This window comes from Herbiconiux oxytropis (genome assembly GCF_024979315.1).
Lineage (GTDB): Bacteria > Actinomycetota > Actinomycetes > Actinomycetales > Microbacteriaceae > Herbiconiux > Herbiconiux oxytropis.
On sequence record NZ_JANLCK010000006.1, the window covers coordinates 183,068 to 200,526 of the forward strand.

Annotated in this window: 16 protein-coding genes and 1 tRNA gene; 9 read left to right on the top strand and 8 right to left on the bottom strand. The window is 70.0% G+C overall.

The annotated features are described in order from the left end of the window. Positions 1–20: 20 nt before the first annotated feature. Genes N1028_RS12645 through N1028_RS12660 form a run of 4 tightly spaced genes read right to left on the bottom strand, consistent with a single transcriptional unit; the run spans position 21 to position 3,674 of the window. Entirely contained in the window at positions 21–662 is a 642-nt protein-coding gene (locus N1028_RS12645) for a response regulator (RefSeq protein ID WP_259529495.1), read from the bottom strand. Next, positions 659–1,954, bottom strand: coding sequence for a sensor histidine kinase (locus tag N1028_RS12650; protein WP_259529497.1), 1,296 nt, complete (start codon positions 1,952–1,954; stop codon positions 659–661). The genes N1028_RS12645 and N1028_RS12650 overlap by 4 nt, the downstream gene beginning before the upstream one ends. Then, positions 1,933–2,808, bottom strand: a complete 876-nt coding sequence (locus N1028_RS12655) for an ABC transporter permease (protein WP_259529503.1) — start codon at positions 2,806–2,808, stop codon at positions 1,933–1,935. The genes N1028_RS12650 and N1028_RS12655 overlap by 22 nt, the downstream gene beginning before the upstream one ends. After that, entirely contained in the window at positions 2,805–3,674 is an 870-nt protein-coding gene (locus N1028_RS12660; protein WP_259529505.1) for an ABC transporter ATP-binding protein, read from the bottom strand. The genes N1028_RS12655 and N1028_RS12660 overlap by 4 nt, the downstream gene beginning before the upstream one ends. A 129-nt stretch (positions 3,675–3,803) precedes the next feature. Between N1028_RS12660 and N1028_RS12665 the strand changes: the two genes are divergently transcribed. Then, positions 3,804–4,592, top strand: a complete 789-nt coding sequence (locus tag N1028_RS12665; RefSeq protein ID WP_259529507.1) for an alpha/beta fold hydrolase — start codon at positions 3,804–3,806, stop codon at positions 4,590–4,592. Here N1028_RS12665 and N1028_RS12670 read toward each other — a convergent pair. From N1028_RS12670 to N1028_RS12685, 4 genes are all read right to left on the bottom strand, one after another. Continuing rightward, positions 4,541–7,057 (bottom strand): hypothetical protein, encoded by a 2,517-nt coding sequence (locus N1028_RS12670; protein ID WP_259529508.1) that lies wholly within the window; start codon positions 7,055–7,057, stop codon positions 4,541–4,543. The genes N1028_RS12665 and N1028_RS12670 overlap by 52 nt on opposite strands. A gap of 172 nt (positions 7,058–7,229) precedes the next feature. Further along, complete coding sequence (locus N1028_RS12675) at positions 7,230–8,432, bottom strand: pyridoxal phosphate-dependent aminotransferase (RefSeq protein ID WP_259529510.1); 1,203 nt, start codon at positions 8,430–8,432, stop codon at positions 7,230–7,232. 17 nt (positions 8,433–8,449) lie between these two features. Further along, complete coding sequence (locus N1028_RS12680; protein WP_259529516.1) at positions 8,450–9,070, bottom strand: MarC family protein; 621 nt, start codon at positions 9,068–9,070, stop codon at positions 8,450–8,452. Next, entirely contained in the window at positions 9,067–10,101 is a 1,035-nt protein-coding gene (locus N1028_RS12685; protein WP_259529518.1) for an AI-2E family transporter, read from the bottom strand. Before N1028_RS12685 ends, N1028_RS12680 begins: the two co-directional genes overlap by 4 nt. Before the next feature lie 165 nt (positions 10,102–10,266). On the opposite strand from N1028_RS12685, the gene N1028_RS12690 reads away from it, so the two are divergent. The 8 genes from N1028_RS12690 to N1028_RS12725 all read left to right on the top strand — a co-directional run bounded on the left by N1028_RS12690 (position 10,267) and on the right by N1028_RS12725 (position 17,346). Beyond that, positions 10,267–10,339: transfer RNA gene (locus N1028_RS12690), tRNA-Trp, on the top strand. A 42-nt stretch (positions 10,340–10,381) separates the two neighbouring features. Continuing rightward, a complete protein-coding gene (secE, locus tag N1028_RS12695; protein WP_259529527.1) occupies positions 10,382–10,645 on the top strand; it encodes a preprotein translocase subunit SecE in 264 nt (87 codons plus the stop codon). A gap of 84 nt (positions 10,646–10,729) precedes the next feature. Beyond that, positions 10,730–11,677 carry a transcription termination/antitermination protein NusG gene (gene nusG / locus N1028_RS12700; protein ID WP_259529532.1) on the top strand — a complete coding sequence of 316 codons (948 nt, stop codon included), beginning with the start codon at positions 10,730–10,732 and terminating at the stop codon, positions 11,675–11,677. A gap of 111 nt (positions 11,678–11,788) precedes the next feature. Beyond that, positions 11,789–12,220: a 50S ribosomal protein L11 gene (rplK, locus tag N1028_RS12705; protein WP_259529534.1), complete on the top strand. Its 432-nt coding sequence runs from the start codon at positions 11,789–11,791 to the stop codon at positions 12,218–12,220. A 13-nt stretch (positions 12,221–12,233) separates the two neighbouring features. Then, positions 12,234–12,923 (top strand): 50S ribosomal protein L1, encoded by a 690-nt coding sequence (gene rplA / locus N1028_RS12710; RefSeq protein WP_259529535.1) that lies wholly within the window; start codon positions 12,234–12,236, stop codon positions 12,921–12,923. A 131-nt stretch (positions 12,924–13,054) separates the two neighbouring features. After that, positions 13,055–14,341: a cell wall-binding repeat-containing protein gene (locus N1028_RS12715; RefSeq protein ID WP_259529536.1), complete on the top strand. Its 1,287-nt coding sequence runs from the start codon at positions 13,055–13,057 to the stop codon at positions 14,339–14,341. Between the two features lie 181 nt (positions 14,342–14,522). Continuing rightward, positions 14,523–15,821, top strand: a complete 1,299-nt coding sequence (locus N1028_RS12720) for a cell wall-binding repeat-containing protein (protein WP_259529537.1) — start codon at positions 14,523–14,525, stop codon at positions 15,819–15,821. Positions 15,822–16,287: 466 nt separating this feature from the next. Further along, the gene (locus N1028_RS12725) at positions 16,288–17,346 is read left to right on the top strand and encodes a cell wall-binding repeat-containing protein (protein ID WP_259529538.1); all 1,059 of its coding nucleotides are present in this window, start codon (positions 16,288–16,290) and stop codon (positions 17,344–17,346) included. The last annotated feature ends 113 nt before the right edge of the window (positions 17,347–17,459 follow it).

Genomic DNA, 17,459 nt, shown 5'->3' on the forward strand with positions numbered 1-17,459 from the left:
CGGCCGGCGCCGCCTGCGCCTCAGATCAGCCGAAGCTCCATCGCCTTCGTCACGGCGCGGGTGCGGTCGGAGACCTCGAGCTTCTCGAAGATGTGCTGCAGGTGCGTCTTCACGGTCGCCTCACCGATGAACAGGGCCCGGCCGATCTCGGGATTGCTGCGGCCCGCCGCCACCTGCGTGAGCACCTGGAGCTCGCGGGCGCTGAGCGAGGGCCGGCTCGCGGGCGCACTGCGCATCCGCTCGACGAGCTTCGTGGCGATCGAGGGGGCCAGCACGGTGTGGCCGGCCGCGACCGAGCGCACTCCGGCGAGGATCTCCTCCTCGGGCGCGGCCTTCAGCAAGTAGCCGCTCGCACCGGCCTCGATCGACTCGAGGATGTTCTCGTCGGTCTCGTAGGTCGTGAGCACGAGCACCCGGATGCCGGGATCGCGCTCGATGATGCGGGCGGTCGCCTGCTCGCCGCCGAGGCCCGGCAGCCGAAGGTCCATGAGCACGACATCGGGTCGGAGCTCGGCCGCGCGCTCGATGGCCGTGAGGCCGTCGGCGGCCTCGCCCGCCACCTCGATGCCGTCGGCGCTCTCGAGCAGCGCCACGATGCCGCTGCGCACGATCGGATGGTCGTCGACCACCAGCACCCGGATGCTCTCGGTGCCGTCAGTCATGTCCCGCTCTCTTCCTGTCGTGCTGGCTCCGCGGCGGCGATGGCCGCCACCAGTACGGTGCCACCGCCCACGACTCCCGCCACCTTCAGGGTGCCGCCCACGAGGGCGAGCCGCTGCCGCATCCCTTCGAGCCCGAAGCCGCTCGAGGGGGGCACGTCGTCGCCGAGCCCCCGGCCGTCGTCCTGCACGGTGAGGACGAGCTGCCGATCGCCGCCCGAGCCCGTGTGCACGAGGGTGAGCCGCGCGTGCTCCGCGCGGGAGTGCTTCCGCACGTTGGCGAGAGCCTCCTGGGCCGAGCGCAGCAGCACGACCTCGTGGTCGCGGGGGAGCGGCCCCACCTCCTCGAAGCGCGTGGCGATCCGGATGCGGGTCTCCCGCTCGAAGGCCGTCACGAGCCGGTCGAGCGCGTTCGCAAGACCGCCGTCGACGGGCACGGGGGCGCTCGCGGCCACCAGGGACCTGGTCTCGGTCAGGGCCTCGCGCGCCACCTCCTCGATGAGTTCGAAGTCGGCTCGCACCGCAGGGCCGGCGCGCTTCCGACCGCGCTGTGCGAGCATCACCACGCTCGTGAGGTTCTGGGCGATCGTGTCGTGCAGATCGAGGGCGAGCCGTTCGCGCTCGGCTCCCGCCCCCGCCTCGCGGTGCAGGGCGGCCAGTTGGTCCTGCGCCGCGGTGAGCTCGGCCAGGAGCCGGGTGTTCTCGTCGCCCTTCCGCAGCGCGAGCGTGAACCAGACCCCGATCCCCACACCCAGCCCGAGCGAGACGCCCTCGATCACCACCGCCTGCATGAGCGCGTCGATCCCCCCGCCGAAGCTCACGAAGAAGCCGAGCGCGGTGCCGACGGACAGCACGGCGCAGGCCACGATGGGCCTGCCCAGCCGCGGGCTCGGCACGAGCAGCCAGAGCAGCGGGAACCCGATGCACTGCAGCACGGCCATGTTGGGGGAGAACGCGGTGCCGACGGCGATGGTCACGACGAGGGTGGCCGCGAGCGGTAGGCGCCAGCGCTTTTCGTCGAGACCGCGCCGGCCCACTGCTGCGTAGAACACGGCGAAGGCCGCGAGCAGGCTGAGGGCGGCCGGCTTCATCCATGGTTCGGCGGTCGCCGTCACCGCCACGAGAGCGCCCACGAGGAACACGGCACCGAGGACAACGACGTGCCACCACCGGTTCCCGCTCACCCGCACCGCCCCCGATCCTCCCGCCCCATCATGCCCCTCGCGGCCCGTCGCCACGCGGCCGGTCTGTCGCCACGCGCCCGGCCCGGCGCTCAGGTGTCCTTCCGGATCCATCGGAACGTCACCTTGCAGACGACCAGCCCCGCCACGAGCCAGATGCCGAGCACGATCGCCACGAGCGGCAGGTTCCACTCCCCGCCGGGCTCCGCCACGGCGAACGACTCCGGCAGGAGGGCTGCCCGCATGCCCTGTGCGATCCACTTGAGCGGGAACACGCTCGCGATCGCCTGCAGCCACCCGGGCAGCATCGTGAAGCTCAGGAAGACGCCCGAGATGAACTGCAGCACGATCAGCGGCGGGATGATCACGGCGGTCGCGCTCTTGCCGCTGCGGGGCAGTCGCGAGATGGCGATGCCGAGCACCGCGGCGGTCACGATGCCCACGAGGTACACCCAGGCGAAGGTGAACCAGCTGGCCGGATCGGTCGGCAGATCGACCCCGAAGGCCAGCTGGGCGAGCAGCAGCAGGAGCGCGACCTGCGCGAGCGAGGTCACGAACACCTGGCCGAGCTTGCCGATGAAGTACGACAACACCGGAAGGGGAGTGCCCGCGAGGCGCTTCAGCGTGCCGTCTCCGCGCTCCATCGCGATGTCGACCCCGAGGTTCTGCACCCCGCTCAGCAGGATGCCGGCGGCGATCATGCCGGGCAGGTAGTACGCGGCCTGCGAGATGCCGCCGGTGCCGTCGGGGCCCGCGCCCACCTCGCCGAGCGAGCCGAAGGCCACCGAGAAGATGCTCAGCAGCACGACCGGGAAGAGGAAGGTGAAGAAGACGGTGTCTCCGGCGCGGAAGTACAGGCGCGTCTCGTAGGCGATGCGCGCAAGACCGAGGCGGAGGGTGCGGCCGGGGCCGAAGCGCCGGGCGGGTGGAGCGCCGGCGGGGAGGGCGGCGAGATCGCGGGCGGTCATGCTGCGGCCTCCTCTCGTGCCTCGGCGGCTTCGACGAGCCCGAGGTAGACGTCCTCCAGGGAAGGGCGGATGACCTCGAGCTCGGCGAGCTCGCCGAACTCGGCGGTGAGCCGGCTCACGAGCGCGGCGGGCTCCTCGGTGCGCTCCTCGTGCCGCCCTGTCGCGCTCCGCCAGCGCACGATCGGGATGCGGGCATCCGCCGGCCCCAGTTCGTTCACGGCCCCCATGTCGATGAGCCGGCCGCCCGCGATCACGGCCGCGCGGTCGCTCAGCTGCGCGGCCTCGTCGAGATAGTGGGTGGTGAGCACGATGGTCGTGCCCTCGCGCGAGAGCGAGCGGATGAGCTCCCAGAACTGCCGACGGGCCTCGGGGTCGAAGCCCGTCGTGGGCTCGTCGAGGAACAGCACCTCCGGCCGCCCGATGATCCCGAGCGCCACGTCGACGCGCCGCCGCTGCCCGCCCGAGAGCGCCTTGATACGGGTCCCGGCCTTCTCCTCGAGCCCCACGGCGGCGATCACCTCGGCGACATCGCGCGGCTGCGGGTACAGGCTCGCGAAGTGGGCGAGCTGCTCCCGCACGGTGACGTTGCCGCTCTCACCGGTCTGCTGCAGCACGATGCCGAGCCTCGCCTTCCACTCGAGCGTGGCGCGACGCGGGTCGACCCCCAGCACCGTCACCTCGCCTCCCGAGCGGTCGCGGTAGCCCTCGAGGATCTCGACCGTCGTGCTCTTGCCCGCGCCGTTCGGGCCGAGCAGCGCGAAGGTCTCGCCGTGGGCGATCTCGAAGCTCACGCCGTCGACGGCCGTGAAGCCCCCGTATCGCTTGTGGAGGTCATGGACCGAGATGGCGGGGGAGGTGCTGGACATGGCTCCATGCTCGCGGCTCGGCGGCCGACGCGCCAGCGGGCGGGTGGAGGAGGGCTCCATCCCCCGATCGGGGGAGACGACCGTGAACACCATCTGATGTATCCTCAACTATCACGGAGGGTGGATGCGATGAGCCTGTTCGAGAGGGTGGGGCGCCGGCAGACCGAGGTGCCCGCGCTGCACGTGGCCGTCGACATGGGGGAGGGCCCGGTCGTCGTGCTCCTGCACGGCATCGCATCGTCGTCGGCGAGCTGGCGCCACCTCGTGCCCCTCGTCTCACCGCTCTACCGCGTGATCGCGATCGACCTCCTCGGCTTCGGCGGGTCGCGCGCCGGCGAGCACATCCGCTTCACCCTCGACGAGCACGTGGAGGCGCTGCACAAGACCCTGCGGGCGTTGCACCTGCGGGGCCGCTTCACCCTCGTGGGGCACAGCCTGGGTGCGCTCGTGTCGGCGCGCTATGCCGCCGTGCACCACCGCCAGGTCGCGCACCTCGTGCTCGTGGCGCCACCGGTCTACCCGCACCGCCGCTACCTCGACGCCCTCGGTCACCGGATGCGCGTGGGCGGCTACCTCTGGTTCTACCGGTTCGTGCGCGACAACCGGCTCACGATCGTGAACAACGCGGGGCGCTTCTCGAGGTGGATGCCGGGCGGCGCCCTCGCGATCGACGACGCCTCGTGGCAGGCCTTCTCCCGCTCGCTCGAGCACTGCATCGAGGTGCAGACCACCACCACCGATCTCGCGCAGGTGCGCGCACCCGTGGATGTCGTGTGGGGGTCGCGCGACCAGGTGATCGTGCCAGGCAGCCTCGAGCGGTTCGGCTCGATGCACCACGTGACCCTGCACGAGATCGCGCGGGCCGATCACCTGCTGAGGCTGCCGGTGTCCCGCGAGGTGGCGCGGCTGCTGCGCTGATCGGGCGCTGCTCCGAGGACTGCTTCGCGCGCGGCATCCGGCCCCGCTTCGGGTGTCGCATCCGGCGCGGCGCCCGGGGCGGGCACGAAGCGGAACCAGGCCCAGACGGCCGCGGTGAGCACCGCGAACGCGGCGAATCCCGCGAGCCACGGCACGAGTGCGCCGCCCACCTCGTTCCAGGCCTCCGGCACCGGAAGGAGCACCAGGCCGAACACGAGGGCGACACCGCTCCAGCAGAGCGCCCACAGCCGCTTGGAGTGCTCGAACACGGCGCGCCCGTCGAGGAACCTCACCGGCAGCAGAGACACCACGGGCCCGCTGAGCGCCCCCACCGTGACGGCCGTCAGCAGATCGAGCACGAGCACCCCCGCGAGGTCGGGCTGCAGGGCCACGGCCGGCCGCAGTGCTCCCTGCGCCACCCAGGCTGCGAGCCCGAGCCCCACCGAGACCGCGGCGCCCACCACCGCGAGCCGGGCCGCCACGTGCCCGCTCACTGCGGAGCGGCGCGGGCTCGAGGGCGCCGCGACCACGAACTGCACCCCGACGAGTGCACCGAACCCGAATCCGGGATCGAGCCCTGCGGCCCGCGACACCCCCACGCTCGCGATGGTGAGCAGCAGCGCGACAGGTCTCCCGAACGGTGCCCCGTGCAGTCCGTGCCTCCTCCCCACCACGACGGCTGCTCCGACGCCCACGACCCCCATCGCGACGCCTGCGCCGAAGAACGCCAGCACGAGCCCCAGGGTCGCCGCGTTCGCTCCCGCCTCGGGCGACACCCCCGCCGCTGCCACGGCGCCCACCCCCAGCACCACGGCGACGCCCGCCGCCGACCTCCGCGCCGCCGGCCTGTGGGCGGCCGACCTGTGCCCTGCCGGCCTGTGCTCTGCCGGCCTGTGCTCTGCCGGCCTGTGCTCTGCCGACCTGTGCTCTGCCGACCTGGGGGGCGGTGTGCCCGCGGCCGGCTTGCGGCCCCCTCGCCAGAGCACCCGCCGCGCCGCAGCCGCCCCCGCCGCCACCTTTGCCGCCCCCGCCGCGAGGCCCCGCACGGGTGCACTCCTCCGGATGCGCTCGGAGTTCTCGTGGATCGTCGCCTCCAGCACCCCGCCCGGCACCATCACGAGAACCACCGCGGCCGCCACGAGCACACCCAGGAACATCAGTCCCGCCGCGCCCTTCCGCACGACGTCACCCGCCGTCGCCAGCGCCGACGAGAACGCCGACGGTCCCGGGCTCGCACTCCCCGCTCCGGAGGCCGCTGTCGAGCCGTCCGCCGCACCGGCCGCCGATCCACCAGTCCTCCCCTCGGCACGGGCCGCGGAGTCGGGAGTCGACGAACCCTCGGCGGATCCGCCCTGCCCATCCGAACCGACGCCGGACACCTGGGGTCCTCCAGCCGTCGCGACAGGCCGGGCGCTGCCGGCGCTCGCCGATCCGGAACCGTCCGCCGATCCGGACTCGTCCGCCGATCCGGAACCGTCCGCCGAGCCGGCCGAGATGCCGTGACCGTCCACCTCGCCGAGCTGGAGGTCCTCCCCGTCTCCATCCACCCGAGGGTGCGTCGTGCTCCCCTGTCCGCCACCTGCACCGGATCCCGACGGGGGAGTGGCCGCTGGCGGTGCGCCGGGAGCCGTCCCGGGTTCCGAGCCGGTGCCCGGCACAGGGCCAGGCACCGGGCCAGGCCCGCTCCCCGGTTCCGACCCGGGCCAGGGTTCCGGTCCAGGACCAGGCCTTGGCCCCGGTCCCGGATCCACGATCGTCGGCGCCTCGAGCGCGAACACGATCGGCGGCGTCGTCGCGGTCGCGTCCGGAGCCGTCGGGAAGGCCTGCGAGGCCACGAGCGAGTACGGGCCGGGGCCGGTCGGCAGCGCCGTCAGCAGGCAGCTCCAGGCGCCGTCGGGGCCGACGGTCGTCGAGCATCCGCTGCCGTCGTTCAACTGCACCGTCACGAGGTTGAACGGCACGCCCGTGCCGCGGATCTCCTGGGTCGGATCCTCGATCGTCATCGTGGGCGTGATCGTGTCGGTGCTCCCGGGGTCCGTCTCCACCGTGGGCGGGTTGAGCAGACCGAAGTCGAGCACCGTCACATCCGGGGCTCCGACGTCGACACCGTTCGACACGGTCGCGGGCCCGGGCGAGCTCGGCGCGACGTCGATCGGGCAGACCCAGCTGCCGTCGGGCTCCACGGCCACGAGGCAGAGGGGATATCCGTCCCCCTCCACCGGCATCGTCACCTCCACGACCGTGCCGGGCGCCGAGGTCCCGGCCAGCACCACCCCGAACCCGTCGGGGCCCGCCACCGCGACCGATCCTTCCGCCGGTGCCGACGTGACGGTGGGAGCCGGAGCCGCCCAGGCCGGTGCGGCGCCCGCCACGCCACCCACGACCACCGCGGCTGCGGTCGCGGCAGCCGCGAGGGCAGCCGCGACGGTCGCCGCGCCGCGAACCCATCGCCATGCCGAGAACATGAGCGAAACTCTACTCGGCCAAGCCCTTCAACTGAAGATGACTCACGAATCCCGTTCGAAAGCGCAATTCACGAGACGACCGAGCTCCAGAGTGCCCCGATCCTCACCACGATTGCAGTTCCGAACCCACAGCCCCGCGCCCTGCCCTCGCCGGAGCCGGAGCGCCCGCCGTTCAGCCGAAGAGCCGCTGCAGCCGTGCCACACCCTCGGCCAGCGCGTCGTCGCCGAGCGCGTAGGAGAGCCGCAGGAACCCGCTCGGCCCGAACGCCTCGCCGGGCACGGTGGCCACCTCGACCTGTTCGAGGATCAGGTCGGCGAGCTCGAGCGAGGTCGTCGGCGTCACGCCGCCCCAGGTGCGCCCCAGCAGCCCCGTCACATCCGGGTACACGTAGAACGCGCCCTGCGGCAGCGGCGTGCGCACGCCGTCGATGGCGTTGAGCCCGTCGACGATCAGCCGCCGCCGGCGGTCGTAGGTCGAGCGCATCGTCTCCACGGTGTCCTGCGGACCGTTGAGCGCGGCGATCGCCGCCCGCTGCGACACGTTCGACACGTTCGACGACAGGTGCGACTGAAGGTTCGAGGCGGCCTTGATGGCATCCAGGGGCCCGACCATCCAGCCGACCCGCCATCCGGTCATCGCGTAGGTCTTGGCCACGCCGTTCACGAGCAGCGTGCGGTCGGCGAGAGCGGGAACGGCCGCCACGATCGACACGGCCTCCACGCCGTCGTAGACGAGGTTCTGGTAGATCTCGTCGCTGATCACCCAGAGGCCGTGGGCATCGGCCCACTCACCGATCTCCTTCGTCTGCTCCGGCGAGTACACGGCACCGGTCGGGTTCGAGGGCGACACGAACAGCAGCACCTTCGTGCGCGGCGTGCGGGCGGCCTCGAGCTGCTCCACGGTCACGAGGTAGTCCTGGTCGCTGCCGGCGAAGACCTCCACGGGCACGCCGCCGGCGAGCCGGATGGCCTCGGGGTATGTGGTCCAGAACGGCGTCGGAACGAGCACCTCGTCGCCCGGGTCGAGCAGCGTCGCGAACGACTGGTAGACCGCCTGCTTGCCGCCGTTGGTCACGATCACCTGGGCCGGAGACACCTCCACGCCGCTGTCGCGCAGCGTCTTCGCGGCGATCGCCTCGCGGAGCTCCGGGAGCCCGGCCGCTGGGGTGTAGCGGTGGTTCTTCGGGTCGAGCACCGCCGCGGATGCCGCCTCGACGATGTGCGGCGGCGTCGGGAAGTCGGGCTCTCCGGCGGCGTAGCTGATGACCGGCCGGCCTGCAGCCTGCAGGCTCTTGGCCTTGGCGTCGACCTTGAGGGTCGCCGATTCGGCGATGGAGGCGATTCGGTGCGAGATGCGGGGCAGCTGGTCGGTCACGCCACAAGGCTACCCGTTCAGGAAGTCAGCACCGGGAATGCGTCTGAGACGGCGCCGAGGATGGACTGGATGGCGATGGAGAGGAGGAGCAGGCCGAAGATCCGGGTCACGATGCTCATGCCCGTGGGCTTCACCACGCGGGCGACCTGGGGCGCGAAGAACAGCGCGACGGCGATCACGAGCGCCACGCCGAGGTTCACGAGCACTCCGGCCGCGAGATCGATCAGGCTCGGGTAGTTCTCCGCGAACGTGATGACGAGGCTGATCGCACCGGGCCCCGCGATGAGAGGGATGGCGAGCGGCACGACCACGGGCGACTGGTTGTCGGCGACCGTGACGACGTTGGCCTTCGCCGTGAGCATCGCCCAGCCGATCGAGGCCACGAGCAGGTTGCCCGCTATGCGGAACGAGGTCAGGTCGATGCCGAAGCCCTCGAGGATGAGCTTGCCGGCCAGGAGCGACACCGTGAGCACCGCGAACACGGCGAGCCCCACCAGGATGCCGATGCGGCGTTGTCTGGCCCTGTCGAAGTCCTTGGTGAGATTGAGGAAGATCGGCAGGCTGCCGATGGGGTTCGAGATGGTGAGCAGTGCGAGGGCGCTCGTGGCGAGCGTGGGGGCGCTGATGACGTCGGTCATCGCGCGGCCTGCTTGGGCACCACGACCTGCTTCACGATGATGAGCACGGACGCCACGACCGGCACCGCGATGAGCGCCCCGAGCACCCCGAGCAGCGTGCCACCCACGAGGGCGCCGATCACCACGAGGATCCCGGGGACGTCGACGGCCTTGTTCATGATCCGCGGGCTGAACACGTACGCCTCGACCTGCATGTAGACGAGGAAGTAGATGCCGATGATGATCGCGGTCAGGGGCGAGACCGTGAGGGCGAAGAAGGTCACGATCACGGCGCTGATGATCGTGCCGACGAGTGGGATGAGGGCGAGCAGGAACGCGACCACGGCGAGGGCTCCGGCGTAGGGGACGCCCGCCAGCATCATCGCGATGAAGCCGAAGACGCCGTTCGTGCCGGCCAGGATCACCTGCCCGCTCACGTACTTGCCGATCGAGCGCACGATCTGGTCGGTGATCGACACGACCCCCTCGCGGCGCGAGAGCGGCACGAGCACGTAGAAGCTGTTCTTCACGGCGTCGAGCGAACCGAGGAAGAACAGCGTCAGCACGAGCACGAGCAGCCCGCCCGAGATGCCGTTGACCAGGGCCACGCCGATCTTCAGGACGCCGCCGCCGAGGGCCGCGAGATTGCCCGGATCAGACAGGAACGACTCGAGGTCGCCCACGAGCTTCTTGGTGTCGACCGAGGTGCCGAAGACATCCGTGAACCAGGTCTGCTGGGTGAGCGAGCTCACGGCCCCTGGCAGGTTGGCGATGAGCTCGGTGACCTGGTCGACGACCGCGGGGATGACCAGGAAGAACACCAGCACGGCGAACGCGATCACGATGACGAAGACGATCACGATCGACCAACCGCGCGGGATCCTCCGCCTGGTGAGCCAGCGCACGAGCGGATCGAGTCCGAGCGCGAGGAACAACGAGGCGAGGATGCAGATCACCACGGTCGACAGCTGCACGAACGCGAAACCGAGGGCGATCGCCATGAGTCCGCCGAGGGTCGCGATGAACCCGATCCTGAAGGCGCCTGTGCGCATCCGCTTCCCCGTTCCCCTCGCCTTTGCATGCCCACCGGATGTGACTTACACTGTCTTTCGGTGGTTGAAATCCGCCAAGCTTTTCTATGCCTGGATGCGGCCCAGCCCTTGCAGTGAGTGTAGCGAAGTGACGCGGTTTCAGCCGGTGCTGATCGTTCAGCACATAGGGCGGTGGCTCAATTGGTAGAGCAGCGGTCTCCAAAACCGCAGGTTGCAGGTTCGAGTCCTGTCCGCCCTGCACCGGCTCGCGTGAGCCCGGCTTGTGAAAGGTACTGACACGGTGGCACGAAAAGTAATCGACGAACCTTCCGAGGAGATCGTCGAGAACGCCCGGAAAGAGCGGGCAGGGCGCAACCCCTTCGCTCGCATCGTGCTGTTCATCAAGCAGGTGTTCGGCGAACTCAAGAAGGTGGTCACGCCGACTCGTCGCGAACTGCTGAGCTACACGCTGGTCGTGCTGATCTTCGTGGTCATCATGATGGCGATCGTGGTGGGGCTCGACACGCTGTTCGGCTGGCTCGCCGTCGTCACCTTCGGCGAGTAGTCCCGGCGGCTCCGGCCGCTCTCGTGGCTGAACCGCGCCCGATCACCCCCGCGCCCCTAAGAACAAGAAGTGGAAGCGAACTCATTGTCTGACTCAAAGCCCGATGAAGCCGGCGTCCCGGCCGACCTCGACGCCCTCCTCGAGGCCATCGATGCTCCGGCCGACCCCGAAGCGGATGCCGTGGTCGACGACGCGCTGAACATCGACTCGTTCGACGAGGCCGCCGCGGTGCTCGACGTGCTCGAAGACGACGAGGCCGAGCTCGCGCCCGCCGACGAGGCTGCGGCCGAGGCCGCGATCGAAGAGGTCGTGGCGGCTGAGGACGCCTCCGACGAGGCTTCCGACTCCAGCGAGGCTTCCAGCCCCGACGAGTCGGACGCCGCTGATGACGCCGAAGTCGAAGAGGTCGAGGCGGATCCGTACGACGCGTTCCGCGCCGAGCTCCGCACCCTCCCCGGCAAGTGGTACGTCATCCACTCCTACGCCGGCTTCGAGAAGCGCGTGAAATCGAACATCGAGAGCCGCAAGACCTCGATGGGCATGGAGGACTTCGTCTTCCAGGTCGAGGTGCCGATGGAAGACGTCGTCGAGATCAAGAACGGCCAGCGCAAGCTCGTCACCCGCGTGCGCATCCCCGGCTACGTCCTCGTCCGCATGTTCCTCAACGAGGACAGCTGGTCGGTCGTGCGTCACACCCCCGGTGTCACGGGCTTCGTGGGCAACTCGCACAACCCCACGCCCCTCCGCTTCGAGGAGGCCTTCAACATGCTGAAGTCGCTCGTCGAGGTGGCCGAGGTCGCTCCTGCCAAGGCGGGCGGAGGCAAGGGCGGCAAGGCCGTGCAGCGCACCGTTCCGGCCGAGGTCGACTTCGAGGTCGGCGAGACCATCACCATCAAGGAGGGCTCGTTCGCGGGCCTGCCCGGTTCGATCAGCGAGATCAAGCCCGAGAGCGGCAAGCTCACCGTGCTCGTCTCGCTCTTCGAGCGCGAGACCCCGGTCGAGCTGTCGTTCGACCAGGTCACCAAGCTGTAGTTTCCACCGTTCGTCCTCCGGGCGACACACAGCTCCCCCTATGCCACCGCATCCAGCCGGATGTCGGGAGAGCCGGTCACAAGGGCCGGTTCGAAGAGAAAAGAGAAGAACATGGCACCGAAGAAGAAGGTCACAGGTCTGATCAAGCTTCAGATCAACGCCGGCGCCGCCAACCCCGCTCCGCCCATCGGGCCGGCGCTGGGTCAGCACGGCGTGAACATCATGGAGTTCTGCAAGGCGTACAACGCGGCGACCGAGTCGCAGCGCGGCAACGTCATCCCCGTCGAGATCACGGTCTACGAAGACCGCTCGTTCACCTTCATCCTGAAGACCCCGCCGGCGGCGGAGCTCATCAAGAAGGCGGCCGGAGTCGCCAAGGGCTCCTCGACCCCGCACACCGTCAAGGTCGCGAAGCTCACCCGTGAGCAGGTGCGTCAGATCGCCGAGCAGAAGCAGGCCGACCTGAACGCCAACGACATCGAAGCGGCAGAGAAGATCATCGCCGGTACTGCCCGTTCCATGGGCATCACGGTCGAAGCGTAAGGGCGGCAGGAACATGGCACAGAAGTCAAAGGCCTACCGGGCCGCGGCCGAGAAGATCGAAGCCGGCAAGTACTACACCCCGTCCGAAGCCGTGCAGCTCGCTCGCGAGACCGGCTCGGCCAAGTTCGACAGCACCGTCGAGGTCGCGCTGAAGCTCGGGGTCGACCCGCGCAAGGCAGACCAGATGGTCCGTGGAACCGTCATCCTCCCCCACGGCACGGGCAAGACCGCCCGCGTCATCGTGTTCGCGACGGGCCCCGCGGCCGAGGCTGCTCTCGCAGCCGGCGCCGACGAGGTCGGTGGCGACGAGCTGATCGAGAAGGTGGCCGGCGGCTACACCTCGTTCGACTCCGCGGTCTCGACCCCCGAGCTCATGGGCAAGGTCGGTCGTCTCGGAAAGGTGCTCGGCCCGCGTGGCCTCATGCCCAACCCGAAGACCGGCACCGTGACCCCGGATGTCGCGAAGGCCGTCAACGAGATCAAGGGCGGAAAGATCGAGTTCCGCGTCGACAAGCACGCCAACGTGCACTTCGTCGTGGGCAAGGCCGCGTTCACCCCCGAGCAGCTCGACGAGAACATCGCCGCAGCGCTCGAAGAGGTCGTGCGTCTCAAGCCGAGCTCCTCGAAGGGCCGCTACATCCAGAAGGGCGCCGTCTCGACCACGTTCGGCCCGGGCATCCCGCTCGACGTCAACGCGATCTAGTCGCAGCTTCCCCGAAAGGGCTCGCCTTCGGGCGGGCCCTTTCGTCGTTTCGTGAGTAGCAATTGCTCCTCACACCGGGGGCGTCGGGCGGAAGACGATGAAGGATCTGTCCGTTCCCGTTTCGAGGATCCATGAAGCCTTCGTTCTCGTCCCCCATCCGACCTGTCGCCGCGCCCGCTGTGGCGGCCGCAGCTCTCACGGCTGTCGTGTTCCTGCAGCCTGCCGTTGCGTCGCAGGCCGCCGTCGCCGCGCCCAGTTGTCCGAGCTCGGTCGGCGCCGTCGGCTTCCCCATCGACTTCACGCCGCTCGCGTCAGCGGAAGCCACGGTCTCCATCACTGCCGGAGCGCTTCCGGCTGGGGTGTCGTTGTCCAACCGCGGAGAGGCTCCGCATCTGGTCGGCGATCCCACCACGGTGCAGACGGCTTCGTTCACCCTGTCCGCCACGAGTGGCAGCGGCACGACCGAGAGCATCCCGTGCACGATCGACGTGCGCAAGGCTCCCGTCGTCCAGAACATCGCGGGCACCGACCGGTACGACCAGGCCGTCGCGGTGTCGAAGCTGGAGTTCACATCGGCGAAGACCGTCTACATCGCCAGCGGAGCGAAGTATCCCGACGCCCTGAGCGCAGGCTCCCTCGCCGCCCACCACGAGGCGCCCCTGCTCCTCACGCGTGCCGACACGATCCCGGATGCGGTGCTCGACGAGATCGCGCGACTCGCTCCGGATGACGTGGTCATCGTGGGCGGCGAGGCCTCGGTCTCGAAAGCGGTCCACGACCGGATCGACAGTCGCACCACCGCGACCATCACCCGCATCGGCGGAGCCGACCGCTACGCGGTGTCGCGCGCGCTCGTGTCGCATCCGGAGTTCGGCTACGGCACGGGCGGCAGCGAGCAGGCCTTCGTGGTGACCGGCCGCACGTTCCCGGATGCACTCACCTCCACTCCGGCTGCAGCCGCTGCGGGTTCGCCGGTGCTGCTCGTCGACGGAACGGCGACGTCCCTCGATCCGGCAGACCTCGCCGTGCTCGACTTCCTCGGGGTGGCCGACGTCGTCATCGCGGGTGGCACGGCCTCCGTGTCTGCAGCGATGGAGGCGAGCATCTCGGAGAGCTTCGACACCGTGCGTCTGGCCGGTGTCGATCGCTACCAGGCGGGGGTGGCCGTCAACAAGGGCATCTTCGCTGCAGCGCCCGACCTCTACCTCGCGAGCGGCACGGCCTTCGCCGACGCTTTGAGCGGGGGAGTGGTCGCCGGTATCGAGAAGAGCCCGCTCTACGTCACGACCCCGGGGTGCCTCACGAACGAGGTGTACTTCGAGATCGGCCGGCTCGCTCCGACGACGGTCTACACGCTCGGTGGTCCTGCGACGCTCGGGGCCGGTGTGACGTCGCTGACGCCCTGCGGACTCGACTGATTCGCTGCAGCATCGGCCGTGAAGGAGCCCGTCGTGCGACGGGCTCCTTCTGCGTCTGTGGAGAACTGCGTCCAGCCCTCGGCGCCGCCTCCCCGTGAGTACGAAGTACTCATAACGATGCCGGCGACCACGGCATGAGGATACGAGAGTCCCATCCACCCGCTGTCGAAAGAGACCCGACGTGAGCACTTCCTCCGTTTCCCGGCCGGCCATCCGGCCCACCCTCATCGCTTCCTCCCTGCTCACCGCCGCAGTGCTCTCAGCAGGCCTGCTCGGGCCGGCGGGCGCCGCCTCGGCCGCCTCCATGGATCCTGTGTGCCCCCAGGCCACGGCCTTCCGCGGCATCGAGATCGTGCCCGCCACGGCACTCCCGGAGCCCGACCCGCACGCCTCCACCCGCATCTCGAGCGGCACGCTGCCCGCGGGTGTCACGCTCGTCGACGGCGTCTTCTCAGGCACGCCCACAGCCACGGGAGTCTCGATGTTCACCATCGAGGCCACCTACACCGACTTCCCGATGAAGAGCGTGGCGTGCACCATCACGGTCGACGCGGCACCGACTCCCACCCGCATCCAGGGCACCGATCGTTACGACCAGGCCGTGCAGGTCACGAAGAGCGGGTTCCCCACCGTGCCGAGCGGTGGCCTCGACGTGCTCTACCTCGCCAGCGGTGAGAAGTTCAGCGACGCGCTGAGCGCAGGCTCGGTCGCCGGCGTGCACGGAGCACCGCTCCTGCTCACGCGTGCGGCCACCCTCCCTGCGGTCACGAAGGCCGAGATCGCCCGTCTGGCACCCAAGACGGTCGTCATCGCCGGCGGCACCGCCTCCGTCTCGGCGGGCATCGTCGACGCGGTGAAGGCAGCCGTGTCCGGAGTAGAGGTGAAACGCATCGCCGGTGCAGATCGCTACGAGGTCTCGCGGGGGCTGATCGCCGACGCCGATCACGGTGTGCCGACAGCGGCCACGGTCTACCTGGCAGCCGGGGCGACATTCCCCGACGCCCTCGCAGCATCGCCTGCGGCCATCTCGGTCAACGGCCCGGTCCTGCTCGTCGATGGCACGAAGCCCGCGGTCGGCGACAGCACCCTCGACCTGCTCGCGAGCATGCGCGCCGTGACCGTCCGTATCGCGGGCGGACCGGCCTCGGTCAGCGAGGGCATCCAGGAGCAGCTCGGCACCGACCTCTACTCGGTCACTCGAGCGGCCGGAGCGGATCGTTACCAGGCGGCGGTGGCCATCAACCACGAGGCCTTCGAGACGGCCAAGACGGTCTACCTCGCCAGCGGAGTCGCCTTCGCCGACGCGCTCAGCGCGGCGCCGGTGGCAGGAGCGAACAGCGCGCCCATCTACCTCGTGCAGAACTCGTGCGTCCCCGCCCAGGTCCTCCAGGAGATCGTCCGGGTGCACCCCAAGAACGTCGTCGTCCTCGGCGGTCTCTCCACCCTCGGCGCCTCGATCGACCAGCTCAAGCCCTGCTGATCCGAGGGCCCGCCCGGCCGGACATCGCCCACGAAGTCCGGCCGGCCAGGCCCCTCGCTCGAGCGGATACGCCCCGAACCGCTATCGCCCTGGGACGGTAGTGCTGGTTGCTGAAGACAGCAGCTCGCTGCGATCCGTTCCACCGCTTGTTCCGCCGCTCCACAGTCAGGACCACATGTTCCACCTCGCATTCGCTCGGCGTCCGGTCCACGGGCTCGCCCTCGCGGCGGTCGTCACCACCGTCCTCGCCGGATTGTCGGTCGCTCCGGCCGCCGTTGCTTCAACTGAACCCCTCCCAGGGTCGACTTCAGACTCCGGCGAACACTCCACCGGTAGCGAAGAGCTGATCCCGGCGCTGCTGTGTCCGCAGCAGGCCGCCGCGAAGGGTTTCCCCCTCTCGACCGCTCCACTGGCCCAGGCCGGCGCGCTGCGTGTGTCGAGGGGTGCGCTGCCGCAAGGCGTCCGCTTGCAGGCTGGCGGCTTCCAGCTGGAGGGTGAGCCGAACACAGTCGAGACGGCGTCGTTCACACTCGAGCTCGCCACGGTGCGGCCGGACGGTCACACCGACCTCACCACGAAGGCCTGCACGGTGATCGTGAAGGAGGCACCCAAGGTCACGCGGGTCGCGGGGAGCGACCGCTACACCCAAGCACTCGCGATCTCCCGCCTCACCTTCCGCGATGACGCCGCGGACACCGTCTACCTCGCGAGCGGCCAGAAGTTCGCCGATGCGCTCAGCGCGACCGCGGCAGCGGCGCACCACACCGCCCCGTTGCTCCTCACCCCGGGGGCGGCACTGCCGCCCGGAGTGGTCGAGGAGATCCGCCGGGTCGGTGCGAACGACGTCGTCATCGTCGGCGGCGAGGCCTCGATCTCGGCTGCGGTGGCCCGCCAGGTGGCGTCGTCCACCGCGGCCAAGGTCACGCGCATCGCAGGGGCCGACCGCTATGAGGTGTCGCGCGCCCTCATCGGTCATGCCGCGTTCGGCTTCGCGTCGGCGACGGCGGCCTTCGTGGCCACCGGTGCCACCTTCGCCGATGCCCTCACCGCATCACCGGCCGCGGCCTCCGGAGGTTCTCCCGTGCTGCTGGTCGACGGGTCTGCCGCATCCCTCGGCTCACAGGAGAGCTCGCTGCTCACGCGGCTGGGCGTGAAGTCGGTGGCGATCGTCGGAGGAGTCACGTCGGTCAGCGCCTCGCTCGCCTCGTCGATCGAGAAGTCGTTTGCGACCACCCGCTACGCGGGCTCCACGCGCTACGAGGTGGGTGCGACCGTGAACGGAGCATCGTTCCCCGCGGCTTCGAAGCTCTACCTGGCGAGCGGCGTCGTCTTCGCCGATGCGCTGAGCGGAGGGGTCGCCGCCGGAATCGATGCCAGCCCGCTCTACGTCACGCGAGCCACCTGCCTTGCCCCCGAGGTGCATCGCGAGATCGGCCGCCTGGCTCCGTCCACCGTGGTCATCCTCGGTGGCCCCGCGTCCCTCTCAACCGCCATCGAGACCCTCGAACCCTGCGGAGCCGACTGACACAAGGCTCCCCGTCTGAGCCGATCGTCGTCACGCTTCTCCTCCGGGTCGCCTTTCTGCTCGCCTTCCGATCCGCGCCGCGCCCTCGGGCCGGCCCTCAGACTCGCGGCCGC

What these genes read in the sequence shown, in the direction of transcription:
- N1028_RS12645 (WP_259529495.1), bottom strand. Translation starts at nt 662, where the DNA reads ATGACTGACGGCACCGAGAGCATCCGGGTGCTGGTGGTCGACGACCAT.
- N1028_RS12650 (WP_259529497.1), bottom strand. Translation starts at nt 1,954, where the DNA reads ATGGATCCGGAAGGACACCTGAGCGCCGGGCCGGGCGCGTGGCGACAG.
- N1028_RS12655 (WP_259529503.1), bottom strand. Translation starts at nt 2,808, where the DNA reads ATGACCGCCCGCGATCTCGCCGCCCTCCCCGCCGGCGCTCCACCCGCC.
- N1028_RS12660 (WP_259529505.1), bottom strand. Translation starts at nt 3,674, where the DNA reads ATGTCCAGCACCTCCCCCGCCATCTCGGTCCATGACCTCCACAAGCGA.
- N1028_RS12665 (WP_259529507.1), top strand. Translation starts at nt 3,804, where the DNA reads ATGAGCCTGTTCGAGAGGGTGGGGCGCCGGCAGACCGAGGTGCCCGCG.
- N1028_RS12670 (WP_259529508.1), bottom strand. Translation starts at nt 7,057, where the DNA reads ATGTTCTCGGCATGGCGATGGGTTCGCGGCGCGGCGACCGTCGCGGCT.
- N1028_RS12680 (WP_259529516.1), bottom strand. Translation starts at nt 9,070, where the DNA reads ATGACCGACGTCATCAGCGCCCCCACGCTCGCCACGAGCGCCCTCGCA.
- N1028_RS12685 (WP_259529518.1), bottom strand. Translation starts at nt 10,101, where the DNA reads ATGCGCACAGGCGCCTTCAGGATCGGGTTCATCGCGACCCTCGGCGGA.
- rplK (WP_259529534.1), top strand. Translation starts at nt 11,789, where the DNA reads ATGGCACCGAAGAAGAAGGTCACAGGTCTGATCAAGCTTCAGATCAAC.
- rplA (WP_259529535.1), top strand. Translation starts at nt 12,234, where the DNA reads ATGGCACAGAAGTCAAAGGCCTACCGGGCCGCGGCCGAGAAGATCGAA.
- N1028_RS12715 (WP_259529536.1), top strand. Translation starts at nt 13,055, where the DNA reads ATGAAGCCTTCGTTCTCGTCCCCCATCCGACCTGTCGCCGCGCCCGCT.